Genomic DNA, 25,591 nt, shown 5'->3' with positions numbered 1-25,591 from the left:
TATGGATTCCAATTCTTACGATCAAATTGCCAACGAATACCGCGACTCAAAAAAACTTGATTTTCGAAAATACATCGAAGAATATACGCTTCTTCAATTGGCCGGTGACATTTCCGACATGCACCTTTTAGACTTGGCTTGTGGGGAAGGAATTTACACGCGCAAACTTAAAAAGCAGGGCGCAGCCACTATTTTGGGCGTGGATTTGTCGGCGCGAATGATTGATCTGGCCGAAGAATCCGAAAAGCAGGAAGCATTGGGATGCCAATATTTGGTACATGATGTACTTCAATTAAAGCCACTCGGCGAGTACGATATTGTGGTTGGAATGTATTTGTTGAACTATGCTCAATCGCCGGAAGAGTTGACGCAGTTTTGTAAAGTAGTTTATGACCATCTCAAACCCGGCGGGCGATTCATTGGCTTTAATGACAATCCTCTCAACGAGTCGCAACATTATGCCAACTACAAAAAGTACGGCTTCGTCAAAGAAACCACGGAACAACGCAAGGAAGGCGATTTTGTAAAATACCGTCTGTTTAATCTCGACGGAACGGAATTCAGCTTTGATAATTTTTATTTTGATCCCCAAACTTACGCCGATGCTTTTACCAACGCAGGTTTAAAAGGCTTCAAATGGGAAGGCCCACTCCTGCATCCCGAACAACATCATCCCGAAAAATTTGACTATTGGGAAGACTTTATGAAGCATCCGCCATTGATTGGATTTTCGGCAGTGAAATGAATTTTACGAAAACATAACTCCTTCATAAATATCGGCAACAGACAGCCTGACATCCAACGCTTCAAGATATATCTGAGCATTTAATGCAGTATGGGACTGAAATTTCCAGAAATCATTGGCTCTTTGGTAAACTTCTATGATACAAGACTGCTGAGCTACCAATAAATAACATTGCAAAGAAGGCAGTTTGAAATAATGCTGCCTTTTTTCCATTTTATCACTGTCTTCGGTCGAATCAGATAAGACTTCAATGAGTAAGCAGGGGGATGAAACAATAACATCACTATCATCCGCCAGATCTTCAGAATCGCAGGTATAAATTACATCCGGGTATACGTAACGCTCACCGTCCTGTAATTTTTGTTTAACATTTTCTGAAAATGTTTGGCAACCATTTTTCCGCGCAAATGGACGTAAAGCAAAAGTAATGTTTTGCACAATTGTGTTATGCCGTTTGGTTGCTCCTGCCATGGCATAAATTTCACCATTATCAAATTCATAACGAATTCCTTGTGCTTTTTCCAGAGCGATATATTCTTCAAATGTGTAATGGCTCTTATGGGATCTTGCTGTACTCATTGGATCATTTTTGTTGTGAAGATACAAAAAAGGCAGATTTTCTAAAAATCTGCCTTTTTTGATACATTCTATCATCAATTATAAAATCAATCCTGCCCGTTTCAGCATCGCTTCCGGTTTAGGTTCGCGACCACGGAAACGTTTGTAAAGAACCATCGGTTTTTCGCTACCGCCTTTTGACAATACATTATCACGGAAAGACTGCGCCACTTCTTGGTTGAAAATGCCTTTTTCTTTGAACAACTCAAAAGCATCTGCATCCAATACTTCCGACCATTTATAGCTGTAATAGCCCGAAGAATAGCCTCCCGCAAAAATGTGGCTGAACGCCGTGCTCACGCTTGTTCCTTCGGTCTTGGGATATAATTTAGCACCTACATCGGCCTTTTCTTCGATTTGAGCTACGGTTTCGCCGTTAGGAACTGCACTGTGCCACGCCATATCGATCATGCCCAGACCTACTTGACGCATATTGCCGATACCCGCCATAAAATTAGAGCTTGCCCGGATTTTGTCGATGTATTCCTGCGGAATCACTTCACCGGTTTGATAATGTTTTGCGAAGATTCTTAATACTTCAGGTTCTTCCGCAAAGTTTTCCATGATCTGACTGGGCAACTCCACAAAGTCCCACGCAACGCTGGTGCCGGAAGTTGTTTGGTATTTGCCGTTGGCCAACATCGCATGTAATGCGTGCCCAAACTCATGGAAAAGCGTCGTTACTTCACCAAAAGACAACAGCGAAGGTTTGGTATCGGTTGGGCGTGTGAAATTACACACATTGACCACATGCGGACGATATTCTTTGCCATTCTCGATCCATTGATCCTGAATACTGTTGTTCCAGGCACCCGCACGTTTGCCGGGACGCGGGAAATAATCTCCATACCAAACAGCCAAAAACTTACCGTCTTTATCAAATACTTCGTAGGTTTTTACTTCCGGATTCCAACCTGTGATGTCTTTATTCTCTTTAAATGTAATGCCGTATAATTTGTTTGTCAACGTAAAAATGCCGTCCAACACGTTCTCAAGTTTGAAATAAGGCTTCAGCAATTCATCATTGATGGCGTATTTCTCTTTTTTCAGTTTTTCAGAGTAATACGACACATCCCAACGTTGCAGTTTTTCTTCGGTAAAACCGTTTTTTCTGGCATAATTGGTCAATTCAGCCAATTCTTTGGCAGCGGCAGGTTCAGCGTATTTTTTTACGTCGCTGAGAAAATTAGCTACTATCTGCTTACTGTTGGCCATACGTTCTTCCAACATATAATCGGCCCATGTTTCGTAACCCAGCAATTTGGCTTTTTCATAGCGAAGTTTTACGATTTGGGCAATATTGACTTGGTTATCATTTTTGCCACCGCCAAAACCACGGGCATTAAAGGCCAAAAAGAGTTTTTGGCGCAGGTCACGATTTTCGGAATATTGCATAAACGGGCCGTAACTTGGTGCCTGTAATGTAAATACCCAACCTTCTTTATTCATTTTCTTGGCCGTCGCTTTTGCTCCTTCTTTTACAAAATCAGGCAAGCCGGCCAAGTCTTTTTCGTCAGTAATTACGAGTGCATATTCATTGGTTTCCGCCAAATTATTTTCCGCAAACTTGATAGAGAGCTGCGACAATTCTTTGTTGATACCGCGCATCTTCTCTTTGTCGGCATCGTTGAGATTGGCACCGTTGCGAGAAAAGCTCTTATAGGTTTTCTCCAGCAGCATTGCACTTTCGGTGTCGAGTTTAAGCTTGTCGCGTTGGTCCCAAACGGATTTCACGCGGGCAAAAAGCTTATCGTTAAGTGTAATATCGTTGCCGTATTCGGTCAACATTGGCGAAGCTTCCCGGACGGTCTTCTGGATTTCAGGGTTGGTTTCTGCTCCATTGAGGTGAAACAGAATAGCACTCACTTTCCCTACATTTCCGCCCCCCTGTTCAAGCGCAAGAATGGTATTGTCAAACGTAGGTTTGGCGGGATTGTCAGTGATGGCAGCGATTTCCTTACGGCCTTCGGCCATGGATTCTTTAAGCGCCGGCAAAAAATGCTCCGGCTTGATTTTGTCATACGGAGCCGTTTGGTGGGGAGTATTGAACGGCTGTAAAAGAGGATTCGAACTCATACTACTTGGGTTTTGTGCAAAAGCCACACTACTGATGAGCAGGCCTGCGAATAATGCGTTGGTTTTCATGGGAAGAACGAATGGTTTGTTGCTAAAAGTGTGGCAATTTAGCAGTTAAAGAAGAAAAACGAATCCCCCAAAAGAGGTGATTACACAAAAGTTACGAATGAGTGACCATTGGCATTCTCTTCAATTCCTTACGAATCTTCTTTTAATACATATCCCATTCCTGATTTGGTATGAATCAGTTTGGTATCAAAATCGCGGTCTATTTTTTTACGTAAAAAATTAATATACACTTCCACCACGTTAGTGCCGCTGTCAAAATTCATATCCCAAACCTTTTCGGCAATGTCGGTTTTGGACACAACGCGTCCTTTATTACGCACCAGGTATTCCAGAAGCGCCAGCTCTTTGGGGGTCAGGTCGATGGCATGATTCGCCCTTACTACGATCTTTGTATCGGTGTTTATTTCAAGATCTGCCACGCGGAGGATATTGCTGCCTGTATTTTCTGCATCAAATTGCGAGCGTTTCAGAAAAACATTGACCCGCGCCAACAGTTCCCGAAAATCAAACGGTTTGACGATATAATCATCCGCCCCCACGTTAAATCCTTCGATCTTGTCGTCAGGTTCGCCAAGGGCGGTAAGCATCAAAATGGGTACATTAGGGTCGCGCTGGCGGATGAGTTTACATACCTCGTAGCCGTTCATGGAGGGCAAATTGATGTCTAAGATGACCAAATCGAAATGATTGGCAGCAGCGATCTTATTGCCAATGAGTCCATCATACGCTATTTCTGTCTCAAAACCTTTTTCCCGAAGGCCTTTACTGATATTTTGGGCAATACGTGAATCGTCTTCTACAATGAGGATCTTTCTGGAGTCGTTGGTCATTTTAAGAGTAGTTGAAGAGAAAATTCAAATCCCGGCGCTACATTTTCGCCTGAGAGTTTTTCAGAAAAATCAGTTATTTTACTGATTGTACCATCGGCTCGGTAAATAAAAACTGTCTGAGTGGCAGGTTGTATCAACCAAGCCAATTGCACTCCGTTTTCGATATACTCAAGCATTTTTTCCTGTGCTTTTTTCAGGTTATCACTCACCGACATCAATTCTATCACAAAATCCGGTGCAATAGGAGGAAATCGTTCCTGCTCTTCCTCGGACAAAGCATTCCAACGCACATCACTGATCCAGGCAGCATCAGGAGATCTGGTTGCAAAATTAGGTAATTTAAAAGCGGTAGAAGAATCAAACACAACGCCTCCAAACCCTTCCGACCAACTATATAATTTTGATAAAATTTTTGTATTACGGATACCTGTTTTTCCTCCGGTATTGGGCATGATAATGATTGTTCGGTCGGGGTTTCGTTCAAAGCGTAAATGAGGATTTCGGCGACAAAACTCATAAAAAGCATTGTCGTCCATCTCGTATGCCAGCTCTAACGGTTCCGGACCTTCGCCTCGCCAATCATTGATAACTACGGTCATGATTATGTAATTTTTGAGTAAAGATAACGATTCTCAAAAGAATTTAGTTGCTTTGAACCGGATTGAAGATTCTCTTACTTTTTCACTTTCCGGTTATGCAATTACACGTCATTGATGCAGGGCATTTCAAACTCGATGGAGGCGCAATGTTTGGTGTTGTCCCTAAAACATTATGGAATCGGCTCATTCCTGCCGACGAAAATAACCTTTGCAGTTGGGATATGCGCTGCCTGCTGATCGAAGATGGTAATCGACTGATGCTCGTCGATACCGGCATGGGCGATAAGCAAGACCCAAAATGGCAGGCGTTTTATTACCGTCACGGCGAGGGTGATCTGGTCAAATCCATTGAAAAGGCGGGCTTTGGTGCGCACGAAATCACTGATGTTATTTTTTCGCATCTGCACTTTGACCACTGCGGCGGCGGCGTAAAGTGGAATGCAAGCCGCACAGGCTACGAACTGACGTTTCCCAATGCTAAGTATTGGACACATTCGGAGCATTGGCAAACGGCTACTTTTCCTAATGCCCGCGAAAAAGCAACGTTCTTCAAAGAAAATATACTGCCTGTTCAGGAAGCAGGACACTTATATTTTTCGGATAAAACCGAGAATCCGTTCGGAACAAACGTACAACCCATTTATGTCGACGGTCACACCGAGAAAATGACGATGGTTAAAGTAGCTTATAAAGGCCAAACAGTGGTTTTTATGGCCGATACCATTCCTTCACACGCGCATTTGCCGCTGCCTTACGTAATGGGCTATGATGTGCGGCCGCTCGAAACCATGAAAGAAAAGGAGGCACTGCTCAAAGAAGCATTGGAGCATAATTACCTTTTGTTTTTTGACCACGATCCATTGTACGATTGCTGTACCGTAGAAATGACAGAAAAAGGTATTCGTGTGAAAAACAAGGGATTACTCAGTAATTTTATTTAAAAACAAAAGCGTCTGACGGTCTTGAATCGTCAGACGCTTTTATAATGCAAACAGTATTTGTTACAATTGTTCAAACTCACCAACGGCACGAAGTTCTACATCTTCACCCACAACGGCTGCCGGCATGGCTCCAACGCCAAAATCAGCACGTTTGATAGTTCCTGTAACTTTAAAACCTACTTTTGGTTTTTTTGTACGTCCATTCATCCCTGTTCCTGTCAACGCAAGGTCAAGTGAAACCGGTTTTGTTACGCCTTTAAGCGTCAAGTCACCCATTAATTTGTATTTCTTATCTGCTACTTTTGAAATAGAAGTGCTCTTGAAAGTGAACTTCGGATGTTTTTCAGCATCAAAATTTTTCTCACCTTTCAAATCTTTATCACGCATCTCGTTATCCGTGTTCAGGCTGGTAACATCTGCCGTTACTTCAAAAACAGCATCAGAAAAATCTTCTTTTGAAGAAGTAATGGTGGCATCGAACGTTTTGAAATTGCCGTCTACTTCCGACATTAACAAGTGAGTTACGGTAAAACCGAGCTTCGAGTGTGCTTTGTCGACAGCCCATTTCTGTTGAGCAAACGTGGCAAATGAGACTAAAAGAGCGGCTGCTGCTAAAGTGATTTTTTTCATTTTGTTTTGTTGGTAATGGTTTAATGAAAGTTTAATTCACACAAATCAAAAATATTTTTTTTACCTCTACGTAAATTTTCGACCATTAGTTGCCTCTACTCTGCCAACCCGTCTGTTTTTCGGCCAATCGGAGTCATAGGGTAATCTATCCGGGTCATCGATAAAAGTAACGAAGATGTAGAAAAAATCCATATACTTCTTTGGCAACGCTAAAAACATTAGTGCAAATAGATTCTTTTATCGAAATTTATCCCTCTTTGCGCAATGTTATATACGTCTTGCTCCCACCTGCTATCATGCAAGTATTCATTAAACGATACCGTATTTTAATTCTACACCTTTCCTTTTGGTGCGTTTATTTTTCTTTTTTCTTTTATCAGATACGTTTCCCCATCAGAGGTCAGGAAGTTACATTTTGGGATGCTTTTAAGAATACCTCGTTTGAAGTAATTTTTATGGCATTGGTAGTGTATCTCAATTATTTTTTCTTTTTACCCCGTTTCCTCAAACACAAAAGCCTTGCGCGTTACATTCTGGAATTCTCGCTGCCATTTGCACTGCTGATACGGTTGTTTATTCTTTTAAAGCGGCATTTGATCGATGGCAACACTCGCATGATCTGTTATTTCTACGAAGATAAATTTACCGTCAATGTTGTCTTAAGTACGTTGTTCATTGTGATCTTTGTCGGAATGCTCAAGTTTGCCGAAGGTTGGTTTGAGTTGGAAGCCAAAAAGAAAGAGATTGAAAATGAGAAACTTACTTCAGAACTTCGTTTTCTGAAAGCCCAGATCAATCCTCACTTTTTATTCAATACACTCAACAATCTGTATTATCTGGCATTTACCAATTCTCCCAATACAACGGAAGTCATTGCCAAATTATCGCAAATGATGCGATACATGATCTACGATTCCAACCACCCCAAAGTGCCGTTGAGTAAAGAGATCGAGTACATGGAAAACTACATCAGCCTCGAAAAACTGCGCCTCAATGAACCCATATCAATTGAGTTTGACGTGCAGGGTTATACGGGTGATGTCATGATCGTGCCGTTGATTTTTATCAGCTTTCTTGAAAATGCGTTCAAACACGGAGTAAGCAATAATTTTTCGGAGGCTTGGATCAAAATTCGTATTTTGCTGAAAGGATCGGAGTGCATTTATACGGTTGAGAACAGTAAACTCCCCGAAAACATTTTGAAAAGCGAAGAAAAATCAGGCATTGGTTTACAAAACGTTAAAAGGCGTTTGGCGCTGAGTTACCCTGACAACTTTGATTTAAAAATCGAAGAAACCGCCGATTTTTACCGCATAAGATTAAAATTAAATCTGGCATGATCTTAACCTGCGTAGTTGTAGAAGACGAACCTCTGGCCCGTAACTTATTAGAGCAATACATCCTGAAAGTAAGCCATTTACAACTCGTCAAATCGTTTTCCAATCCACTGACTGCACTGGAATTTTTGCGTAACAATTCGGTTGATATTCTTTTCTCCGATATTCAAATGCCGGAAATTACCGGAATTTCGTTGTTGAAAATATTGCCGAAAAAACCTTTAGTGGTTCTTACTACCGCTTACTCCGAATACGCTATTGAAGGGTACGAGCTTGATGTGTTGGATTATCTGTTGAAGCCCATTACGCTGGAGCGTTTTTTAAAATCGGTCGAAAAAGCTACTCAACGGCTTTCGGTGCTTCCACCCTCAACCATTCCGGAAGCAACTGCCCCGAATGATCAAACGCAATCGTGTATTTTTGTCAAAGACGGCACTAAATTGGTAAAGATCCGCCTCAGCGAAATTTTATACATCGAAGGGCTCAAAGATTATGTCACCATCTATACTAAAGATAAAAAGGTAGTGACCCTGCAAACATTGAAGTCGTTGGAAGTACTGCTTACTCCCCATCACTTTATTCGTGTGCATCATTCATACATTGTTTCCTTTGAGGCAATTGATACCATCGACAAAGAGAAGATCCAGATCGGGAAAATGTGGATCCCGATCAGTGATACTTACCGAAAAAGCTTCAAAGAATTTATTGAACGCAAACAAAGTTAGCGCGACATACGCATCGGTATACCTTGATTATGAAGGTATTGCTTCAACGCAGGGATCTCTATTTCCTTAAAGTGGAAAATACTCGCCGCCAATCCGGCATCAGCGTAACCTGTGGTAAATACTTCATAAAAATGTTCCATATTGCCCGCTCCTCCCGATGCAATGACCGGAATGTTGGCAGCGGATGAAATGGCCGACGTTAATTCCAATGCAAATCCGTTTTTAGTACCATCGGTATCCATTGAAGTCAACAGAATTTCTCCTGCTCCGCGCTCTTCCACTTCTTTGGCCCATTCAAGTGTGCGAAGTTCAGTGGGTTTGCGCCCACCGTGGGTATGCACCAAATGAGTATAGAGTGCAGAGTGTAGAGTGTCAAGTGGCTGTTTAGCTGAATAATCATCAGTTTGCTCACTTTCACCTTTCAACTCTAAACTTTTAACCTGTTTTGTATCAATTGCCACTACAATACACTGACTGCCAAACTCCAACGCCAATTCGTTGATCAGGTCCGGATTGCGAACAGCGGCAGAGTTGATGGAAACCTTATCGGCTCCTGCATTCAGAAGCGCCGAAACGTCTGCTTTGGAAGAGATACCTCCACCTACGGTAAACGGAATATTGATCGTATGCGCCACCCGACGAACCAACTCCAGAAGCGTTCCACGCCCTTCAACGGTAGCGGTAATATCCAAAAACACAAGTTCGTCAGCTCCCTGCTCAGCATATACAGCGGCGAGTTCTACGGCATCCCCGGCATCGCGAAGATTGACAAAATTGACTCCTTTTACCGTGCGCCCGTCTTTGACATCCAAACAGGGAATTATACGTTTCGTAAGCATTGTTCTATTACTGATTTTCGACTTTTAAACTATTTCGGTTTCTCACTATCTACGCCCCACTTTCATTTAATATTTTGTAAAATTAATCTTTTCCATCATTCGTTCCGGACGGGCAAGTGCCGTAAAGCCAAATTGTTCATACAATCCATGTGCATCGGCTGTAGCGAGCGACCATCTTCGAAAGCCCTGCAATTCGGGTATCTTATTGAAAATACAATCCATCAACCACTTGGACAGGCCTTGTCCGCGATATTCTTCCAATATAAATACGTCCCCTAAATAACCAAACGTAGCGAAATCCGTTACAACCCTGGCAAACCCTATTTGATTATTGTTATGATAGATACCAAAACAAAGCGAATTTTGAATAGAACGCTCTATAATGTCACGCGGAATATTTTCGGCCCAATAAGAGCGTTTTGAGAGATACTCATGAATCACGTCAATGTCTAATTTTGACTTTTCGGTAGAGATCAAAAAAACTTCTTTTTGAAATTCATGTACAAGCGTATCAAGAAGAGACATGGCGGTTGGCAATGATTTTTCCGCAAATAACCGAAAAAAAGGCGATTTTTTGCCCGGTTATTTAACTACTTCCGGCTTGATCGCACCAAAATTTTGGACAAAACGCCCAAAAGGCGCACTGCAAGCCTCGTAAGGATCTTTGGAAATTCGGGCAGAGCAGCCCAAATGAGTATAAGTTGAGTCCAACACATTGCGGCGGTGCCCGGGAGATTTCATCCATTCGCCAATGGCATATTCTGCAAACCCTTCGTAGGTATAAGGAGAAAAAACGGCTTTACTTTCACACTCCATGTATTCAAACGTTCCGTCGCGTTTTTTTCGGCAGCAATACGTGGGCGTCGTATCAATTACTTGGTATTGGCCGATGTTTTCTCCTTTTCTCAGAAAAGCCCATGTATGAACTTTAACTCGGTCGCTTATGGTGGCCAGCGAAGGGCTATAAGGGTGAGTATGTCCATAAAAACCCATTTGAATCATGTCCGTTGCATAGCCTTGCGCCGTTTGATGAAGGCCCGGATCGTATCGAAGGAGTTTTAGGCCAAATTTACTGCGTGCTTGATTGGTCAGATGAAAAATAGCCGCATCCAATAATTCGTAATCGGGCTTGCGGGCATCCACAAAATGCTTCAATTCGGGGAGTTGAACAAAGCGCTCAAGCGGAACCCCATAATAATCAGGCTGCTCGGTTTTGAATGAACCTGCAAGCAAAAGTAAGAACAGGAACCGAAGAGCCCGTTTCATCGGAATACAAGGTTGGCGTTTAGAACTTAAAAATAGCAACTTATTGAGTAAGTTGTATACAATTGCCCCATCGAACCTCTTTTTGTGGTAACTTTGCACCCTCAAAAAAGTTAAAAGTTAGCCTTCAGTGGTCATTTAAGACTTGGTAAGGATAACCTTTAATCAACAACCAATCTCGTTTATCATGTCCGTAAGAGTTCGTTTTGCTCCCAGCCCTACGGGTCCGCTCCACATTGGCGGTGTCCGCACGGCGTTGTATAACTATTTGTTTGCCCGTAAAAACGGTGGAAAAATGCTGCTCCGCATTGAAGATACCGACCAAAATCGCTACGTACCCGGTGCTGAAAACTATATCTTGGAAGCCCTTCAATGGATTGGTATTGAAATCGACGAAGGTCAGGGCGTTGGCGGCCCTCACGCACCGTATCGCCAGTCAGAACGGAAAGATATCTATCGTGAATATGCCGAGCAATTGATCGCTGCCGATAAAGCCTATTATGCTTTTGATACTGCTGACGAGATCGAAGCCATGCGCAAACGTCTCGAAGAAGCCGGTGCCGATGCCGCTCAGTACAATGCCATTACGCGCTTGCAAATGAACAATTCATTGACACTTTCTGCCGATGAAGTTCAACAACGCATTGCCAATGACGACCCATACGTGGTTCGTATCAAAATTGATCCGAAACAGGACATTCGTTTTAAAGACATCATTCGGGATTGGGTGGCAGTACATGCTTCTACCTTGGATGATAAGGTGTTACTCAAATCTGACGGAATGCCCACGTATCATTTGGCAAATATTGTAGACGACCATTTGATGGGAATTACGCACGTGATTCGTGGGGAAGAGTGGCTTCCTTCGGCACCTTTGCACGTGTTGATGTACCAATATTTTGGGTGGACGGCACCGCAATTTGCGCATTTGCCTTTACTGCTCAAACCGGAAGGGAACGGTAAACTTTCGAAGCGCGATGCCGACTTGGGTGGTTTTCCGATATTTCCGTTACAATGGCAAGACCCTACTACGGGAACCATTGCCCGTGGCTTTCGTGAAGATGGCTATTTGCAGGAAACCCTTGTCAATTTTTTGGCCTTTTTGGGCTGGAATCCCGGCACAGAGCAGGAGTTATTCACCATGGATGAACTCATCGAAGCATTTTCGTTGGAACGTATCCACAAAGCCGGGGCGCGTTTTGATATTACCAAAGCCAAATGGTTCAATCAGCAGTATTTGAAAGCAAAGTCTGATGAAGAATTGGCCGATTTGGTCCAAAGCCAAACCTCCGGCATCGAACGCCAAAAATTGCTCAAAATCTGCCACCTGATGAAAGACCGCGTAACTTTTTCTCAGGAGATATTGAGTGAAGCGGCTTTCCTTTTTGAAGCCCCAACGACGTACGAAGAAGCCATCGTTACGGGCAAATGGAATGCTGATGCCATAAAAGCCATTACTGCGTACGTAGATGACTTAAAAGTATACGAAGGTGATTTCTTAGCCGATTCGGCCAAAGCGGTATGGGCGGCGGCGGCTGAGCGTGTGGGTGTCAAAATGGGAAAGGTAATGCAAGCCCTTCGCCTTGCCGTAACGGGTGCAGGTCACGGTCCGGACCTGATGCTTACCATGGAGATTTTGGGCAAAGACGAAGTGATTCTTCGTTTGGAAAAAGCATTGCAGATATTGCCGCAGGTGTAAAAAGGTAGTAATTTTACGAAAAACGTCTAAGCGCATGACTTTGGTAGACCAAATTTTTCGCTCCCCTCATCTGCCGCAAATTTTGCAGGAGCTCAATAGCCTTTGGGAAAAAGAACAAGCTGACCGACGGGCATTTTATGAACAAATTTCGGAAAATGATAAAGCAGAATTCATCAATGGCCAGCCAGTTTTTCATTCTCCTGTAAAGCGCAAGCATAGTAGTGCTCTTGATTTTCTACAAACATTGCTAAGTGTATATGTTAGAATTAATGGGTTAGGGCGTATTTATGTAGAAAAACTCATGATCGAACTCACACGCAATAGTTTTGAGCCTGACCTGTGTTTTTTTACGACCAATCGAGATGCGCAATTTAATGAAGAGCAAATGCTTTTTCCGGCACCCGATTTTATCATTGAAATTTTGTCACGCAAAACTGAAAAATACGACCGTGGCGTAAAATTTGAAGATTATGAAGCACATGGCATCAAAGAATACTGGATCGTAGACCCAACGCACAAGACGATCGAACAATACTTGCTGAAGAATAAACGCTACGAACTTGCTGTGAAATCAACCGATGGTTACATTGAAAGTAAAGTTATTAAAGGTTTTAAAATGCCAATCAGAGCAGGGTTTTATGAACGTAAAAATCTCAAAGCATTACAAGAAATATTGAAGCCGTGATGCTCACTAACTATCACAGCCACAGCCATTATTGCGATGGCAAAGGCTCTCCGGAAGAACAAGTACAAGGCGCGCTGGCTCAAGGGCTGCGCGCCTTTGGATTTTCGTCGCATTGTCCCGTTCCGTTTGAAAACAAATGGAGTATGAAAGCGGAACGGATGACCGATTATCTGGCGGAAACAAATGCTTTAAAAGTTAAATACGCGGGGCAAATTGAGCTTTACGTGGGTATGGAAGTGGATTTTCTACCCGAAACATTAGGGCCAAAATCTTTTCCTATGCTTGACTATTGCGTTGGGTCAGTGCACTATGTTGAACTCAATCAATTTGGGCAACCGTGGGAAATTGACGGTAGCTCGGTAGAGTTTCTGGAATGTTTGGATACGCTTTACAGCGGAGATATTCGGGCAGTTATCCAAAAGTATTACGGTATTATTCGACAAATGGTGGACACCGATCCACCACAGATAATGGGGCATTTAGATAAAATCAAAATGCACAATGCAGCCCGTCATTTGTTTGATGAATCAGAACCTTGGTACGTCGAAGAAGTGGAACAGACACTTCAGGCCATTGCCAAAGCAGGAATTATTACAGAAATCAATACACGGGGCAATTACAAACGTGATTTGGATTTATATCCTTCCTCGTGGATCATTAAACGCATGCACGAATTGAACATCCCGATCTGTATCAATTCTGACAGCCATCGACCCGAAGAAATCACGGCTTCGTTTCCGCTTGCTTTTCAAACAGCCCTGGCGGCAGGTTATCGCGAAGTACGGATTTTATTGGGTGGTATATGGCAGGATGTAGCCCTTGAAAATCCTTTTTAAGAAAGATCAATGACTGAATGAGTATTGAAATGTATACGTTTTACCTTTCTCCTGGTACATTTCGGTTACTTTCAGGGAAGTAGACGTTAGCTCATTTATTGTCCAAATAAAGGCGGGTTTTCCTTCTTCGGTGATTTTAATGGTCGTTTCTCCGGGCTCAAACGCCCAAGAACCTTGTGTATAGATTTGAGGATCAGCTATATTGCATTTAGTAGCTCCTTCTTCATGCGAGAATTTATTGGCGGCGGTAAAAATCCAGTGGTCGTCCTGCCAACATGGGGGAGACCTGCTGAAATAATCGTCACCGATAAGAATCCCAATTCCAAAAATATCATACGCAGGTGAAATGGAACCGCCCACCCATTTCCACGTTTTGTTGGTCAACAACTCCGTTTGGTCGGGAGTGGGGGCTTCTTCTTTGCAGGAAAGCAAAATTGTTATCATTAACACTACCGGTAACAGCTTTTTCATTGACCTCCATTTAAGATTGAAAGGCAAAATACAAAATTCAATCCTGAAGTACTAATTTCATAAAGGTCATTCTATATTCCTGACCACCGTGTAGGTATAAAATAATAGTATGAAGAACTATACGGGCTATTGGGTCGGTCTGACGGTTTTGAACCGTCAGACCGTTATATATTACTGCTAATCTTCTTCTCCCAACTCGAATATCGCTTCCACGGGTTTTTCAAAATAGTTGGCAATCTTCATGGCCAATACGACCGAAGGTACATACTTTGAAGCTTCAAGGGCGTTGATAGTTTGGCGCGATACGCCTACCGCTGCGGCCAATTCGGCCTGCGTAATACGTCGGATGGCACGTTCTACGTGAATGATATTTTTCATGCGGCTGCTCTCCTTTCTTCCAAATAGGGTTTCACGTAAACGATCCAATGAAAGCGGGCTAAAAAGACCAACGGAGCCGTAAGCATATTCCACGACAAAAAGACGTAGAAAGCCAAACTATACGACAGCCAAACGGCTACTATAAAACCGGCAAGATGTACATAAAAAGCCCATAATAATGATTCAAGACGAATGCGCATGATCCATTCGTCGTCGGTACGCTCGCGGGAAAAGGCCACAAAAAAGAACCCAAGCGCGGTGAGTGTCATTAAAATTTCACCCGCAAGGTCATTGGACTGCCCATCAAGTGCTTTAGCCAATGAACTTTGCTCCGAAACCACCAACGTGGTCCACTTGGAAAGGATGTGTTCGGAATCAAAAAAGCTGAGCGCAGGACTGACTTGAAGAATGCTCAAAATAGTGAGAATTAAACAGGGGATGAAGATGATCCAACCAAGGCGTTTGTAGCGGTTGGGTAAAAGCAATTTAGTGTACATAGCTGTTAATAGGTAGTTGTTAGAAATTGTATTTCGATTCAAATGTAAAATAAACCTTACATTAAAGCAAGAATTTTTTACATAAAGACAAAAATAAAAGCGCGTCGCAAAAATTTGCGACGCGCTTTTATTAGTTATAGATTCCTTCGGAATGACAAAAACTGTGATTCTACTCTGCTTCGGCAGCGGCTCCCGGATACGTTACTTTGGGGATTTCCTGATCAATGGTAAAACGTCCAATGCCTTCTTCTCCGATAACATCAAACAATTCAACCTGACGGCGGGCAATGTATTCTTCTTCGATTTGCTCTTTTACAAACCATTGAATGAAGTTTTCAGTAGCATAATCATCATTGCGACGACTGATACCGACAATGCGGTTGATGGATTGAGAGACCGCAATTTCCTGCTCCAATGCCGTTTCGAACACACTGCGGAAAGTCGGATACTCTTGTGGAATGTTGGTTACATCGGGCGTAATGGCCACGCCACCCATGTCGCTGATGTATTTGAATATTTTGAGCATATGGCCGCGTTCTTCTTCAGCTTGCACAAAGAAAAAATCAGCACTGTTTGAAAAGCCGTTACGATCGCACCATGCTGCCATCGCTAAGTATTTTGAAGATGACTCTGCTTCCATTTTCACTTGAGCATTGAGGGCAAATTGCAACTCTTCTTTTAAAGAGGTGCGAAGGCGGATTAAATCTTTCATATTAGTATCTGCGAGGTTATAATTCGTTTGTTTTATAGTACAATACTACAACCAAGTATTCAAAATTGTTCGCTCAGTCGATCCTTCTCCTAAAATTTGGAATCAGTCTGAATTTGCTTATGTGTTCATAATGAACATTTCCTGTAAAATGACAGGTAGATAGCTTGACAAAAAAGCATTTATACTTAATAAAATGCTTCTGCTATGAATCGGCTCTTTATTGTATTATTGTTCTTATTGAACGTTTCTTGTTTTGCCCAAAAAAAGACGGCTGTTCCCATTATTTTTGACACTGACATCGCGGGCGATTACGACGATGTAGGAGCGATGGCACTGTTACACGCTTTTGCCGACCAAGGCGAAGCCGAGATTCTGGGCATGGTTTCCTGCAATGTTTTTCATACAACAGTTCCTACCATCAGTGTATTGAATACTTATTTTGGCCGCCCTTCTATTCCCGTAGGAATCACAAAGACGGAGTTTCCAAACAAAGATTGTCAACAAAAATGGGCACAGGGCATTGTGGAAAAATACCCACATGCTCTAAAGTCCAACGCAGAAGCTATGGATGCCGTTAAGCTTTACCGTCAATTGTTGGCCAAACAACCCGACCGTTCTGTGACCATTATTACGGTAGGATTTTTCACCAATTTAGCGCAATTGCTGGATTCCAAACCCGACGAGTTTTCTAAGTTGACGGGCAAAGAACTTATCAAAAAGAAGGTTAAAAATTTGGTTTCCATGGCCGCCGGATTGCCGGCAGGGAAAGACCGTTTTCATGAATACAATGTACACGTAGACGCCAAATCTTCCCAAAAAGTATTTGCTGACTGGAATACACCTATCTTGCTGAGTGGTTTTGAGATCGGCGAAAAGATTCACACGGGTATTCGACTTATAAGCAGCGCCTCCATCCAAAACAGTCCTGTCAAAGATGCGTATCAAATCGCATTGACCGCCGACAAAAACACCAAAGGCCGCATGAGTTGGGACCAAACGGCGGTTTTGGTAGCAATTAGGGGCGTAGAACCTTATTTTTCGAGTCGTAAACTTAACTTTGAAATTACTGACGACGGCACCAATATTTTGATTCCCGGCGAACGGTTTGAGTACCTGACCGAGAAAATGCCCGCCGCAGAGGTAGCCCAACTCATTGAAAACTTAATGATGCATCAACCCAAAACAAAGTGAGACTATTTTCCATCATTGTTTTGCTTGCCTTCATGGCTAAGCAATCGGTCATTGCCCAAACGAATTCAAATCCACGGGCTGTGTCTTCACAGCCCGTTCCAACACAGATTTCATCACAGGTCTTTCCAAACGCCGCTAAACCTTGGACCTACTGGTGGTGGATGGGCAGCACCGTTACCGAAAATGATATTACGTGGCAACTTGAACACTTTGCCAAGGCCGGGCTTGGGGGCGTTCACATTATTCCGATTTATGGCGTCAAAGGTCTTGAAAAACAAGCCATTCCGTACCTGAGTCCGCAGTGGATGCAAATTTTGGAGCATACTGTTCGCGAAGGGAAGCGACTGGGATTAGGCGTTGACATGACCACAGGAACGGGTTGGCCCTTCGGCGGCCCTAATGTGTCACCCGAAGTGGCTGCTAAAAAATGGCAGTTCACCAATGGACAATTACAAAGCGTACTGACCAAACAAGCCGTAAAACGCGCCGCACCAGGCGGAGAAGGATTGGTATTGGACCCATTTTCGGCCACTGCCGTTCCTCACTATGTACAGCGCTTTGATTCGGCATTTGCCACCATTAAAGACCTCCCGCGTGCTATGTACAACGACTCATACGAAGTATACGGTGCCAACTGGACGGATGATTTTTTGAACGAGTTTAAAAAACGACGCGGCTACGATCTGCAAAGTCAGTGGGCGGCGTTTATGGATACAACTACGGCGTTGGTGAAAATTGATTACCACCAAACATTGGCTGAACTGCTGCATGAAAACTATGCAAAAAAATGGACCGACTGGTCGCGGCAAAAAGGGTTTGTAAGCCGTTATCAAGCCCACGGCTCACCGGGAAATTTGTTGGACCTGTACGAATTGGCCGATATTCCCGAAACCGAATCCTTTGGCAGCAGTCGCTTTCCCATCAAAGGACTGCGCGTCGACGATCAGTACGAAGTAGATCGCTATGGCACGCCCAATCCACTGGCGATGAAATTTGCAAGTTCGGCGGCGCATCTGACGGGCAAAAAGCTCGTCAGTTCCGAAACCACCACTTGGCTTGCCAATCATTTTAAAGTGTCGCTTTCACAGATCAAACCCCAAATAGACGAACTTTTTACGGCAGGGATCAACCATATTTTTTATCACGGCACCACCTATTCTCCCAAAAATGCCGATTATCCCGGATGGCTGTTTTATGCTTCCACCAACTACGGCATGAATTCCCATTTCTGGAAACATTACCCATTGTTGAACAAATACGTTGAACGTTGTCAAACAATTCTGCAAAGCAGCCAACCCGACAATGATCTATTGGTGTATTTTCCGATTCACGATCTGTGGGCAACTTCCACCCGCGCAGGCGGAGGTATCCATTTGTTGGAAGTTCATCACGTAGATAAATGGCTGCTGAAACTGCCTTTTGGCCAATTGGGGGAATGGCTTTGGAACAATGGCTTCGCCTTTGACTTTATATCCGACAATCAACTTCAACACTTCAAGCCCGACGGTGCGGGGAAATATAAAACCCTGCTTATTCCTGCCACCACCTATTTGCCTGAAACAACGCTTGCCCGACTGAATGAGTTGACAAAAATGGGCGTCAAAGTGGTATTTATGGAACGTTTGCCCAAACAACCGACAGGATTCTATCAACAGGAAGAACGCAATGCGGCTTTCCAAAAAATGCTTCAGACGTGGTCCGACAACCAAAACTTTCCAAGTCTTAAACACTTGGAAAGTTTGAAACCCCAAGGTCTGGAAATGTTGCTGACTTCTGCCAATCTACGTCAGGAAACATGGGCCAAAGAAGGTCTGAAGTACATTCGTAAAGTGCAGGACGGTAAAGTGGTCTATTTCATTGCCAACCAGGATCAAAAATTCAGCGAAGGCTGGATCACATTATCTACTTCCGCCAAAACGGTCATTCTTTATCAGCCAATGACCGATAAAACTACGGTCTTACCTACCAAAATTGAGGGTGGCAAAACACAAGTATATTTAACCTTGCGTTCGGGCGAATCCTGTTTTTTACGGCTTGATCCGAATGCTGACCAAGCAAACGTCGGCGAGGTTTTGAACGGCAGACGCTCAGTCCTCGCCGACGTTAAAACCGCCCCGCTTCAAGGCAACTGGAAATTGGAATTTATGGAAGGAAAACCCTATTTACCCAAATCGGTCTCACTTACGCAACTTGGCTCATGGACATCGCTTTCCGACTCTGCCGGCTATTTTTCCGGCACAGCGCGCTACTCGTTAACATTTGATCTACCCAATGGTTTTATTCCAAGCCAAAGCATAACACTCGATTTGGGCGATGTTCGCGAAGTGGCTGATGTAATAATCAACGGCAAAAAGATCGGTACGGCCTGGAGTTTGCCTTTTCGGTTGGACATTCCTGCCAATACGCTCAAACTCAAACAAAATCAAATCACCATTGAAGTGACCAATCTTTCAGCCAATTACATGCGCCTCCGCGACACGCAACAACCTGAATGGAAGAAGTTTCAGGAAATCAATATGGTAGATATTCAATACAAACCTTTTAATGCTTCCAAGTGGCCGCCGATGCCTTCCGGGCTTTTGGGAGAGGTTAAGTTGGAAATTAAAAAAAATTAATGTGTCTCTATTGCAACGGCTGCCAAAAGACCGGCGTATCTATTACCAGATTATGGTTACAACATTAATCGTATTCGTTTTTATGGCTGTTAGAGATAAAAATCCCCGTTGGTTCTGCCGACGGGGATTTTTTTATTTTTACCCTAAGGTTCAAAATGGGTAAGTTCATAATTTGCCGGAAAGTATGTATGTTCGCTTGCCCTTGAACGACAAAAACATGCAACTCCCCGAATACGACAACTTAGATATTGCCAAACTTTCCACAGTTTTTCGGGTTACCACCAATTCCTATAAATTTTATTGGTTCCTCTCCATTCTGGATAGCCTGCGCGACAATGGTGAAAGGTTTATCTCACAAAAAGACATTGCCCTAAGAATGTTGGCAAATGTCTGGTATCCTTTGGATTACTTCAAATTATCGTTTGGTTCGCAGGATGGATTTAAGAAGGTAGCTAAATTTGTTTCTTCAAAAATGACGGTTGATAATCGCCCTAATTCATCAAGCCTCTTTGAACAAATTAAGAAAAATTTTACAGAAACAGACCTAACAGAACTTACTCAGGAAACGAAAAAACTATATCGGTGGGTTCCGTTTCGATTTGTACGCCCTTTCATTGAGTTGGAAACAAAAGGCATTTTAGACCAAAATGTAAATGCGGCTATTATCCGAATTTGTGGTGAATTATTTGAAAATCAGTCACATCGTATTATGTATCGTTTTGTAGGAGATTCTATTGAGTTGAACAGCGTTTGGGTAGAGTATCTGCAAAAACATCAGGGAATTTTACGCGGTTTTATTTTTTGGCATTTGGTTAAGTTTGTACAGAAGAATAACCCAAATGTGATTGGGCTTTCGGAAAAACTTCAAAAACCAACGGCGCGTGATTTGAAATTAGCCAATCGTTTTTGGAAAGGATATTTAGCTGAAAATTCGGATGTAACGTGTATTTATTCGCAACAAACAATTACAGAAGAAAACCTGAGCTTAGATCATTTTTTACCTTGGTCTTACGTTGTTCATGACCAACTTTGGAATATTATTCCCACGCCAAAGAATATCAATTCGGGTAAAAGCGATGGATTACCCTCGTTTGAAATGTATTTTGAAAGCTTTTTGAAAATTCAATACGATGCTGTGCAGTTTTATTTAAAGAAAGGAAACATAAGGATTTTAGAGGATTACAACCGCATTTTTCACGAAAGTTTAAATGAAATGTCACTTGAGACCTTTCGAGACGTCTTAACAAAACAAATTGTACCCCAACTGCAAACGGCTCAAAACTTGGGGTTTTCGTACCCAAATGTGTTTGATAAAGTAACAAAGAAATGGAAGATGAAGTAAAAATAAGTAAGTTCTTGAGTCTAGTTTTAAGACACAACCCTGCCTTAATCGGGCTTAAGTTGGATGCAAACGGTTGGGCTTCCATTACAGACCTATTGGATAAAATGAAAGCGAAAGGCCATCGCATAAGTCCGGAAGATCTCAAACATTTAGTTGACACAAACAGTAAGAAACGATTTGCTTTTAGTGATGATTTTGAAAAAATCAGGGCCAATCAAGGCCATTCCGTTGAGGTTGATTTAGGGTATGAAAAGCAAATGCCACCAACTGTTCTGTTTCATGGAACGGCCGAAAAAAACGTTGATTTAATACTAAAAGACGGTATTAAAAAGATGAATCGCCACCACGTTCATTTAAGTCAAGACATGACTACTGCCCGGAAAGTAGGCATGAGGCACGGCAAACCCGTCATTCTTAATGCAGACGCTAAAGGAATGGCACAACGGGGATTTGATTTTTATCTTTCAAATAACGGTGTTTGGCTAACTGATTTCGTACCTGCCGAATTTATAAGTATTAATGAGTGATTTGTACAACCCCAATACGCACCTAACCGCTAAAGAACGCAGCACTCCATCATTGCCCGTGCGTATCCTGCATGAGCGTAAACTTATTCAGGGGAAAGTGCTGGATTTCGGCTGCGGATTCGGTAAAGATATTGATTTTTTACATCAGAAGGGTTTTGACGTTCAGGGATTTGACCCGCATTATTTTCCACAATACCCTTCCGAGACCTTTGATACCATTCTTTGTTTTTATGTATTAAATGTACTTTTTCCCGAAGAACAAAATCAGGTCTTAATGCAGATTTCAAGTTTGCTTAAACCAACGGGCAAAGCATATTTTGCCGTTCGTCGCGATATTCAAAAAGATGGGTTTCGTACGCATCAAATTCACGGAAAGCCAACCTATCAATGTTTTGTAAAATTACCATATACCTCTATTTTTTTGAACGAAAATACCGAGTTTTACGAGTACCAGCATATCAATCAAGTTATTGATAATCAATCGAAGTGCCCGTTTTGTAAACCTGCCTCAAGATTACACTTACTGGCAGAAACTCCTCTGAGCTACGCAGTTTTGGACGGTTATCCTATTGCCAAAGGCCATACATTGGTCGTTCCCAAACGCCACGTTGCCGATTATTTTGAATTGACGTTTGAAGAACAAAAAGACTTGGTACAACTCTCTAACTTTGTTCAGAAACGCATCAAAGCCGACTTTCAGCCCGACGGTTTCACAACGGGAATGAACATCGGCAAAAGCGCCGGCCAAAAATTCCCTCATGCAAGCCTGCACCTCATCCCGCGCTCTACGGGTGATTGTAAAAATCCGAGTGGTGGCATTCGGAATATTTTGAAGTAAAAGCCATTATGAATTGGAAAGATTATTTTCGATTTCTTCAATGCTTGGCAAAGTGCTTTTGAGATTTTCGGGTAAGGCTTCGGTCAAACTGTATTCTGAGATACCGATTGGCTTTTGAATATCACGCAGGGTGTATTCTGCCATAAATTTACTCTTGTGGCGACAAATCAGCAGACCAATACTTGGTTGGTCTGTTGGGTGGCGAAGTTGGTCATCTACTGCTGAAAGATAAAAATTGAGTTTGCCCACAAATTCGGGTTCAAAATCAACGGCTTTCAGCTCTATAACTACGTAGCATCTTAGCGTAAGATGATAAAAAAGTAAATCAATAAAAAACTCGCGGTTATCTACTTCTATCAGGTGTTGTTTTCCAACATAGGCAAAACCTTTTCCAAGTTCGAGCAAAAAGGTAGTGATGTGTTTTACCAATCCGTTTTCTAAATCTTTCTCTTTATAGTTGTCAGCAAGAGCTAAAAAATCAAATCGATAGGGGTCTTTAAACGCCTGCTTTGCCAAATCTGACTGAAAATCAGGAAGTGTTTGGTCAAAATTTGAGGCTATTTTTCCTTTTCTTAGCCAATATCCTGATTCAATTTGATTGACCATGACATCTCTTGACCATCCTTGTTGTGCAGTTTCGTGTATGTAAAAGATGCGTTCTTCTTCGTTTTTTACCTTGTCTAAAAGAGTTAAATGATGATACCAAGTCAATTGTGCAAGCGACGCTTGCACAATTGAAAAATTGGGATAAGTATCCGCAAACTTTCTCATATACTTCAAATTTCTTGCCGACAGTCCTTGCATATCGGGAAACTCCGAACGTAGGTCATTAGACATTCTCTCGATTATTTTGCTACCCCATCTTTGTTGTTTTTGTTGTTCTAATATCGTTTTTCCAATTTGATAATAGATTCCTAACAGCTCCCTATTAACTAAGATGGAAGCCCTAAGTCGAGCTTGTCTGATTTCTTTTTTTAATTCTTCTAAAATTGGTAAATAACTTTCCATAATCAACTTATTACAGCTCAAACTGATGATGAAATATATTGGTTTAGTCGTAAGCTGAAGCAGGTCAATATTAAGAATAAAAACACAATATTCCTTTAAAATCCCTCACTTACATCCACGATTGCAAAAACCCCAAGCGGCGTAATTCGACTTATTTTAAGGTTTTAACACGCAGGAAAATTCACGTACCTTTGCCGCACAGTAACACTTCAATCAGTGAATAGTCATGTAATAAGTTACGCATAATTCAATACGAATCGGCGCCTGATTTTCAGGCGTTCAGTAACTTTATTACCGTAACTTAACCAAGTTTACAATGGCTATTTCAACAAAATACGGTCGTACGTATCACTTCCCTTTTTCGCCCGGGACTGCAAGCGACGACCGAATATATTCCGATTATTGGCAGTCTTTTTCCTCCATTCCGTCGTTGATCCATACCGAAAAAATGGACGGAGAAAATAATTGTTTGAGCAAATCAGGTGTTTTTGCCCGCTCTCACGCCGCCCCCACTACGTCGCCTTGGACGGCGCAATTGCGGCAACGGTGGCAATTGATCAAACACGATTTGGGTGATCTGGAGCTGTTTGGCGAGAATCTTTACGCTGTTCACTCAATAGAATACCGCAACCTGCCGGCGCATTTTTTTGTGTTCAGCATTCGTCACCATGATGTGTGGCTGTCATGGGAAGAAACCGCTTTTTATGCGGCTTGCTTCGATTTCCCCTGTGTGCATGTTTTAGAAACGGTGCAAATGCCTGTTTCAAAAGAAATTTTTGAGGCAACCTTGCTCCAATGGACAAAGCGCCCAAGCACGTTTAACTCTTTCGATATCGGCACCCAACAGCCGTGTTCGATGGAAGGCGTTGTCACACGAAATACAGATGAATATTCCGTTGAGAACTTCGCTAAAAATGTGTGCAAATACGTCCGCAAAGGACACGTCAAAACCGATGAGCACTGGACCAAAAACTGGAAAAGAGCCCGTCTAACATGGGAAGGAGGTGAACATCATGTGGAAATTAACCGATAATAAGGAGTGGGCGCAACTGGAAAAGGCGTTTGGCTGGGTGCGGGATATGAAAAATACGCCGCAGGATGTTCGTCACCATGCCGAAGGAGATGTTGCCATCCATACGCAAATGGTATTGGATGCACTGAATGAACTACCTGATTATCAGAACCTATCCCCTGAATCTCAAGAAATACTGTGGGCTGCGGCGCTAATGCACGACATGGAAAAGCGCTCTACCACTGTCTTGGAAAATGATGGAAGAATTACATCAAAAGGCCATGCGAAAAAGGGAGAATTCAGTGCGAGGTCTTGGCTGTATCAAAATACCGATACACCTTTTGAAATCAGGGAACAGATCACAAAATTAATACGTCATCATGGTCTGCCGGTTTGGGTATTTGAAAAGCCTGACCCTCAAAAGGCCATTATCAAAAGCAGTTTTGAGGTAAAAACTGACCGGTTGGGACTACTCGCACAGGCAGATATGCAGGGGAGAATATGTGAAGATAAAGACGATATGATGTATCGGGTCGAGCTTTTCAGGCAGTATTGCGATGAACTGAATTGTCTCAGCAATCCTTATACTTTTCCGTCGGCGTTGGCTCGTTTTGAATATATTCACAAGGAGGAAAGAGACGTCAGCTATCTTCCTTTTGATGATTATACCAATGAAGTGACGATGTTGGCAGGCCTGCCCGGCACCGGAAAAGACACCTACCTGCAAAAACACTTTCAGGGGGCAGAAGTGCTGAGTTTGGACGCCATCCGACGTGAATTGAAGATAAAACCGTCGGATACAAAGGCCACCGGTTTTGTGATTCAGCAGGCCAAAGAAACTGCAAAATCATATCTGCGCCGAAAGCAGCCTTTTATACTGAATGCGACCAATATCAGTCGCTCTATTCGTGAAGTTTGGATTGATCTGTTTGTGAGTTATAAGGCCAAAGTGAACATTATTTATCTGGAAGTACCTTACAAACAAATGATCAGTCAAAACAAAAACCGCGAACACGTAGTACCGAATGACGTTTTACAGCGAATGATCTCAAAGTTGGATGTGCCCGCATTGTGGGAGGCACACGAGGTTAGGTATGTAGTTTAAAAT

Annotated in this window: 27 protein-coding genes; 14 read left to right on the top strand and 13 right to left on the bottom strand. The window is 42.6% G+C overall.

From position 1 onward, the window contains the following. The first annotated feature begins 1 nt into the window (after nt 1). On the top strand, nt 2-745 hold the full coding sequence (locus ACQY73_RS22905) for a class I SAM-dependent methyltransferase (protein WP_428655380.1): 744 nt from the start codon (nt 2-4) through the stop codon (nt 743-745). 3 nt (nt 746-748) lie between these two features. On the opposite strand, the gene ACQY73_RS22900 is transcribed toward ACQY73_RS22905, so the two are convergent. The 4 genes from ACQY73_RS22900 to ACQY73_RS22885 form a co-directional block, all read right to left on the bottom strand. Further along, nucleotides 749-1,399 carry a Uma2 family endonuclease gene (locus ACQY73_RS22900; protein WP_428655378.1) on the bottom strand — a complete coding sequence of 217 codons (651 nt, stop codon included), beginning with the start codon at nt 1,397-1,399 and terminating at the stop codon, nt 749-751. A 3-nt stretch (nt 1,400-1,402) separates the two neighbouring features. Then, the gene (locus tag ACQY73_RS22895) at nt 1,403-3,508 is read right to left on the bottom strand and encodes a M3 family metallopeptidase (RefSeq protein ID WP_428655375.1); all 2,106 of its coding nucleotides are present in this window, start codon (nt 3,506-3,508) and stop codon (nt 1,403-1,405) included. Between the two features lie 128 nt (nt 3,509-3,636). Continuing rightward, nucleotides 3,637-4,338, bottom strand: coding sequence for a response regulator transcription factor (locus ACQY73_RS22890; RefSeq protein ID WP_428655373.1), 702 nt, complete (start codon nt 4,336-4,338; stop codon nt 3,637-3,639). Beyond that, nucleotides 4,335-4,937 (bottom strand): Uma2 family endonuclease, encoded by a 603-nt coding sequence (locus ACQY73_RS22885; RefSeq protein WP_428655371.1) that lies wholly within the window; start codon nt 4,935-4,937, stop codon nt 4,335-4,337. The genes ACQY73_RS22890 and ACQY73_RS22885 overlap by 4 nt, the downstream gene beginning before the upstream one ends. Nucleotides 4,938-5,032: 95 nt before the next feature. On the opposite strand from ACQY73_RS22885, the gene ACQY73_RS22880 reads away from it, so the two are divergent. After that, nucleotides 5,033-5,878, top strand: a complete 846-nt coding sequence (locus ACQY73_RS22880; RefSeq protein ID WP_428655369.1) for an MBL fold metallo-hydrolase — start codon at nt 5,033-5,035, stop codon at nt 5,876-5,878. Nucleotides 5,879-5,938: 60 nt separating this feature from the next. Here ACQY73_RS22880 and ACQY73_RS22875 read toward each other — a convergent pair whose 3' ends face one another. Further along, nucleotides 5,939-6,508 (bottom strand): YceI family protein, encoded by a 570-nt coding sequence (locus tag ACQY73_RS22875; protein WP_428655367.1) that lies wholly within the window; start codon nt 6,506-6,508, stop codon nt 5,939-5,941. Between the two features lie 296 nt (nt 6,509-6,804). Between ACQY73_RS22875 and ACQY73_RS22870 the strand changes: the two genes are divergently transcribed. Next, entirely contained in the window at nt 6,805-7,848 is a 1,044-nt protein-coding gene (locus ACQY73_RS22870; protein WP_428655365.1) for a sensor histidine kinase, read from the top strand. Then, the gene (locus ACQY73_RS22865; protein ID WP_428655363.1) at nt 7,845-8,570 is read left to right on the top strand and encodes a LytR/AlgR family response regulator transcription factor; all 726 of its coding nucleotides are present in this window, start codon (nt 7,845-7,847) and stop codon (nt 8,568-8,570) included. Before ACQY73_RS22870 ends, ACQY73_RS22865 begins: the two co-directional genes overlap by 4 nt. On the opposite strand, the gene hisF is transcribed toward ACQY73_RS22865, so the two are convergent. From hisF to ACQY73_RS22850, 3 genes are all read right to left on the bottom strand, one after another. Further along, nucleotides 8,567-9,409 (bottom strand): imidazole glycerol phosphate synthase subunit HisF, encoded by an 843-nt coding sequence (hisF, locus tag ACQY73_RS22860; protein ID WP_428655360.1) that lies wholly within the window; start codon nt 9,407-9,409, stop codon nt 8,567-8,569. The genes ACQY73_RS22865 and hisF overlap by 4 nt on opposite strands. Nucleotides 9,410-9,475: 66 nt before the next feature. After that, a complete protein-coding gene (locus tag ACQY73_RS22855; RefSeq protein WP_428655358.1) occupies nt 9,476-9,934 on the bottom strand; it encodes a GNAT family N-acetyltransferase in 459 nt (152 codons plus the stop codon). Between the two features lie 57 nt (nt 9,935-9,991). Further along, complete coding sequence (locus ACQY73_RS22850) at nt 9,992-10,675, bottom strand: CAP domain-containing protein (RefSeq protein ID WP_428655356.1); 684 nt, start codon at nt 10,673-10,675, stop codon at nt 9,992-9,994. A gap of 184 nt (nt 10,676-10,859) precedes the next feature. Here ACQY73_RS22850 and gltX point away from each other — a divergent pair, with 184 nt between their 5' ends. Genes gltX through ACQY73_RS22835 form a run of 3 tightly spaced genes read left to right on the top strand, consistent with a single transcriptional unit; the run spans nt 10,860 to nt 13,892 of the window. Beyond that, nucleotides 10,860-12,371, top strand: coding sequence for a glutamate--tRNA ligase (gene gltX, locus ACQY73_RS22845; RefSeq protein ID WP_428655354.1), 1,512 nt, complete (start codon nt 10,860-10,862; stop codon nt 12,369-12,371). 34 nt (nt 12,372-12,405) lie between these two features. After that, on the top strand, nt 12,406-13,056 hold the full coding sequence (locus tag ACQY73_RS22840; RefSeq protein WP_428655352.1) for a Uma2 family endonuclease: 651 nt from the start codon (nt 12,406-12,408) through the stop codon (nt 13,054-13,056). Next, nucleotides 13,056-13,892: a histidinol-phosphatase gene (locus ACQY73_RS22835; RefSeq protein ID WP_428655350.1), complete on the top strand. Its 837-nt coding sequence runs from the start codon at nt 13,056-13,058 to the stop codon at nt 13,890-13,892. The genes ACQY73_RS22840 and ACQY73_RS22835 overlap by 1 nt, the downstream gene beginning before the upstream one ends. A 6-nt stretch (nt 13,893-13,898) precedes the next feature. Here the strand turns inward: ACQY73_RS22835 and ACQY73_RS22830 are convergent, their stop codons facing one another. The 4 genes from ACQY73_RS22830 to ACQY73_RS22815 form a co-directional block, all read right to left on the bottom strand. After that, the gene (locus tag ACQY73_RS22830) at nt 13,899-14,363 is read right to left on the bottom strand and encodes a hypothetical protein (protein WP_428655348.1); all 465 of its coding nucleotides are present in this window, start codon (nt 14,361-14,363) and stop codon (nt 13,899-13,901) included. A 177-nt stretch (nt 14,364-14,540) separates the two neighbouring features. Beyond that, the gene (locus ACQY73_RS22825) at nt 14,541-14,741 is read right to left on the bottom strand and encodes a helix-turn-helix transcriptional regulator (RefSeq protein WP_428655345.1); all 201 of its coding nucleotides are present in this window, start codon (nt 14,739-14,741) and stop codon (nt 14,541-14,543) included. Beyond that, on the bottom strand, nt 14,738-15,238 hold the full coding sequence (locus ACQY73_RS22820) for a hypothetical protein (RefSeq protein ID WP_428655343.1): 501 nt from the start codon (nt 15,236-15,238) through the stop codon (nt 14,738-14,740). Before ACQY73_RS22820 ends, ACQY73_RS22825 begins: the two co-directional genes overlap by 4 nt. Before the next feature lie 169 nt (nt 15,239-15,407). Further along, entirely contained in the window at nt 15,408-15,950 is a 543-nt protein-coding gene (locus ACQY73_RS22815; protein ID WP_428655340.1) for a ferritin, read from the bottom strand. 204 nt (nt 15,951-16,154) lie between these two features. Between ACQY73_RS22815 and ACQY73_RS22810 the strand changes: the two genes are divergently transcribed. From ACQY73_RS22810 to ACQY73_RS22790, 5 genes are all read left to right on the top strand, one after another. Next, nucleotides 16,155-17,141, top strand: a complete 987-nt coding sequence (locus ACQY73_RS22810) for a nucleoside hydrolase (RefSeq protein WP_428655338.1) — start codon at nt 16,155-16,157, stop codon at nt 17,139-17,141. Nucleotides 17,142-17,173: 32 nt separating this feature from the next. Beyond that, complete coding sequence (locus tag ACQY73_RS22805; RefSeq protein WP_428668523.1) at nt 17,174-19,756, top strand: glycosyl hydrolase; 2,583 nt, start codon at nt 17,174-17,176, stop codon at nt 19,754-19,756. A gap of 217 nt (nt 19,757-19,973) precedes the next feature. Next, nucleotides 19,974-21,098 carry an HNH endonuclease domain-containing protein gene (locus ACQY73_RS22800; protein ID WP_428655336.1) on the top strand — a complete coding sequence of 375 codons (1,125 nt, stop codon included), beginning with the start codon at nt 19,974-19,976 and terminating at the stop codon, nt 21,096-21,098. Further along, the gene (locus ACQY73_RS22795; RefSeq protein WP_428655333.1) at nt 21,083-21,625 is read left to right on the top strand and encodes an RNA 2'-phosphotransferase; all 543 of its coding nucleotides are present in this window, start codon (nt 21,083-21,085) and stop codon (nt 21,623-21,625) included. Before ACQY73_RS22800 ends, ACQY73_RS22795 begins: the two co-directional genes overlap by 16 nt. Then, nucleotides 21,618-22,463 carry an HIT domain-containing protein gene (locus tag ACQY73_RS22790; RefSeq protein WP_428655331.1) on the top strand — a complete coding sequence of 282 codons (846 nt, stop codon included), beginning with the start codon at nt 21,618-21,620 and terminating at the stop codon, nt 22,461-22,463. The genes ACQY73_RS22795 and ACQY73_RS22790 overlap by 8 nt, the downstream gene beginning before the upstream one ends. A 6-nt stretch (nt 22,464-22,469) precedes the next feature. Here ACQY73_RS22790 and ACQY73_RS22785 read toward each other — a convergent pair whose 3' ends face one another. Then, complete coding sequence (locus tag ACQY73_RS22785; RefSeq protein WP_428655329.1) at nt 22,470-23,471, bottom strand: PDDEXK nuclease domain-containing protein; 1,002 nt, start codon at nt 23,469-23,471, stop codon at nt 22,470-22,472. A gap of 316 nt (nt 23,472-23,787) precedes the next feature. Here ACQY73_RS22785 and ACQY73_RS22780 point away from each other — a divergent pair, with 316 nt between their 5' ends. Continuing rightward, nucleotides 23,788-24,504 (top strand): RNA ligase family protein, encoded by a 717-nt coding sequence (locus ACQY73_RS22780; RefSeq protein WP_428655327.1) that lies wholly within the window; start codon nt 23,788-23,790, stop codon nt 24,502-24,504. Beyond that, complete coding sequence (locus tag ACQY73_RS22775; RefSeq protein WP_428655325.1) at nt 24,485-25,588, top strand: AAA family ATPase; 1,104 nt, start codon at nt 24,485-24,487, stop codon at nt 25,586-25,588. The genes ACQY73_RS22780 and ACQY73_RS22775 overlap by 20 nt, the downstream gene beginning before the upstream one ends. Nucleotides 25,589-25,591 lie beyond the last annotated feature (3 nt).

It is taken from the genome of Runella sp. (assembly GCF_965279615.1).
Taxonomy (GTDB): Bacteria; Bacteroidota; Bacteroidia; order Cytophagales; family Spirosomataceae; genus Runella.
The sequence above is the reverse complement of the archived record's forward strand: the minus strand, read 5'-3'. Positions and strand labels throughout refer to the sequence as shown.

Bases quoted from the DNA above. Each gene is read 5' to 3' on its own strand.
- ACQY73_RS22905 (WP_428655380.1), top strand. From the start codon at position 2: ATGGATTCCAATTCTTACGATCAAATTGCCAACGAATACCGCGACTCA.
- ACQY73_RS22900 (WP_428655378.1), bottom strand. From the start codon at position 1,399: ATGATAGAATGTATCAAAAAAGGCAGATTTTTAGAAAATCTGCCTTTT.
- ACQY73_RS22895 (WP_428655375.1), bottom strand. From the start codon at position 3,508: ATGAAAACCAACGCATTATTCGCAGGCCTGCTCATCAGTAGTGTGGCT.
- ACQY73_RS22890 (WP_428655373.1), bottom strand. From the start codon at position 4,338: ATGACCAACGACTCCAGAAAGATCCTCATTGTAGAAGACGATTCACGT.
- ACQY73_RS22885 (WP_428655371.1), bottom strand. From the start codon at position 4,937: ATGACCGTAGTTATCAATGATTGGCGAGGCGAAGGTCCGGAACCGTTA.
- ACQY73_RS22880 (WP_428655369.1), top strand. From the start codon at position 5,033: ATGCAATTACACGTCATTGATGCAGGGCATTTCAAACTCGATGGAGGC.
- ACQY73_RS22875 (WP_428655367.1), bottom strand. From the start codon at position 6,508: ATGAAAAAAATCACTTTAGCAGCAGCCGCTCTTTTAGTCTCATTTGCC.
- ACQY73_RS22870 (WP_428655365.1), top strand. From the start codon at position 6,805: ATGCAAGTATTCATTAAACGATACCGTATTTTAATTCTACACCTTTCC.
- ACQY73_RS22865 (WP_428655363.1), top strand. From the start codon at position 7,845: ATGATCTTAACCTGCGTAGTTGTAGAAGACGAACCTCTGGCCCGTAAC.
- hisF (WP_428655360.1), bottom strand. From the start codon at position 9,409: ATGCTTACGAAACGTATAATTCCCTGTTTGGATGTCAAAGACGGGCGC.
- ACQY73_RS22855 (WP_428655358.1), bottom strand. From the start codon at position 9,934: ATGTCTCTTCTTGATACGCTTGTACATGAATTTCAAAAAGAAGTTTTT.
- ACQY73_RS22850 (WP_428655356.1), bottom strand. From the start codon at position 10,675: ATGAAACGGGCTCTTCGGTTCCTGTTCTTACTTTTGCTTGCAGGTTCA.
- gltX (WP_428655354.1), top strand. From the start codon at position 10,860: ATGTCCGTAAGAGTTCGTTTTGCTCCCAGCCCTACGGGTCCGCTCCAC.
- ACQY73_RS22840 (WP_428655352.1), top strand. From the start codon at position 12,406: ATGACTTTGGTAGACCAAATTTTTCGCTCCCCTCATCTGCCGCAAATT.
- ACQY73_RS22835 (WP_428655350.1), top strand. From the start codon at position 13,056: ATGCTCACTAACTATCACAGCCACAGCCATTATTGCGATGGCAAAGGC.
- ACQY73_RS22830 (WP_428655348.1), bottom strand. From the start codon at position 14,363: ATGAAAAAGCTGTTACCGGTAGTGTTAATGATAACAATTTTGCTTTCC.
- ACQY73_RS22825 (WP_428655345.1), bottom strand. From the start codon at position 14,741: ATGAAAAATATCATTCACGTAGAACGTGCCATCCGACGTATTACGCAG.
- ACQY73_RS22820 (WP_428655343.1), bottom strand. From the start codon at position 15,238: ATGTACACTAAATTGCTTTTACCCAACCGCTACAAACGCCTTGGTTGG.
- ACQY73_RS22815 (WP_428655340.1), bottom strand. From the start codon at position 15,950: ATGAAAGATTTAATCCGCCTTCGCACCTCTTTAAAAGAAGAGTTGCAA.
- ACQY73_RS22810 (WP_428655338.1), top strand. From the start codon at position 16,155: ATGAATCGGCTCTTTATTGTATTATTGTTCTTATTGAACGTTTCTTGT.
- ACQY73_RS22805 (WP_428668523.1), top strand. From the start codon at position 17,174: ATGGCTAAGCAATCGGTCATTGCCCAAACGAATTCAAATCCACGGGCT.
- ACQY73_RS22800 (WP_428655336.1), top strand. From the start codon at position 19,974: ATGCAACTCCCCGAATACGACAACTTAGATATTGCCAAACTTTCCACA.
- ACQY73_RS22795 (WP_428655333.1), top strand. From the start codon at position 21,083: ATGGAAGATGAAGTAAAAATAAGTAAGTTCTTGAGTCTAGTTTTAAGA.
- ACQY73_RS22790 (WP_428655331.1), top strand. From the start codon at position 21,618: ATGAGTGATTTGTACAACCCCAATACGCACCTAACCGCTAAAGAACGC.
- ACQY73_RS22785 (WP_428655329.1), bottom strand. From the start codon at position 23,471: ATGGAAAGTTATTTACCAATTTTAGAAGAATTAAAAAAAGAAATCAGA.
- ACQY73_RS22780 (WP_428655327.1), top strand. From the start codon at position 23,788: ATGGCTATTTCAACAAAATACGGTCGTACGTATCACTTCCCTTTTTCG.
- ACQY73_RS22775 (WP_428655325.1), top strand. From the start codon at position 24,485: ATGTGGAAATTAACCGATAATAAGGAGTGGGCGCAACTGGAAAAGGCG.